The sequence below is a fragment of the Streptomyces atratus genome (assembly GCF_014648655.1).
Classification (GTDB): Bacteria; Actinomycetota; Actinomycetes; order Streptomycetales; family Streptomycetaceae; genus Streptomyces; species Streptomyces atratus.
This window is the reverse complement of record NZ_BMRN01000203.1, coordinates 1-874: the sequence shown is the minus strand read 5'-3', so window position 1 is coordinate 874 and position 874 is coordinate 1. Positions and strand designations below refer to the sequence as shown.

The window sequence follows — 874 nt, the reverse complement described above, 5'->3', positions numbered from 1 at the left end:
TGAAACGCATGCGACACCCGCAACACACTCGACTTACGCCCCATGTCCTCAAACTTGCCGACCACATCGAGAACCGCACCCTCCACGCCCGACACCACCACCGACGACGGCCCGTTCACCGCCGCGATCCCCACCTCATCCGTCAACAACGGCAGCACCTCACCCTCCGCCGCCTCCACCGCCACCATCAACCCACCCACCGGCAACGCCTGCATCAACCGACCACGCGCCACCACCAACTCCGCCGCATCACCCAACGACAACACCCCCGCCACATGAGCAGCCGCAATCTCACCCACCGAATGACCCAGAACAAAATCAGGACGCACCCCCCACGACTCCACCAACCGGAACAACGCCGTCTCCACCGCGAACAACCCCGCCTGCGCAAACATCGTCCCGTTCAACACCTCCACATCCCCACCCCACACCACCTCACGCAACGAACACCCCAACCGCCCATCCAACTCGGTCACTACCGCATCAAAAGCCTCCGCGAACACCGGAAACGCCTCATACAACCCACGCCCCATACCCAACCGCTGCGCACCCTGACCCGTGAACACAAACGCCATCCCACCCACCGGCCCGGTGACACCGCTCACCACCGACGCGACCTGCTCACCGCCAACAAGACCCGCCAGCCCCCGCACCAAATCCTCACGATCCGACGCCGCGATCACCGCACGATGCTCCAGCACCGCACGCGACACCACCGACGAAAACCCCACATCAACCAACGACAACCCCGCACCCCCACCCTCCACACGCTCCAACAACCGCGCCGCCTGCCCCCGCAACGCACCCTCACCCCGACCCGACAAAACAACCGGCACCACCGGCAACCCGGCCGAAACAACCACCTCCGACCCCT

General features: G+C 65.0%; 1 protein-coding gene. It reads right to left on the bottom strand.

What is annotated here, in order from left to right; genetic code table 11:
- A partial coding sequence (locus tag IEZ15_RS44095) for an acyltransferase domain-containing protein (RefSeq protein WP_308427527.1) occupies nucleotides 1-746 on the bottom strand: 746 nt, incomplete at its 3' end.
- Nucleotides 747-874 lie beyond the last annotated feature (128 nt).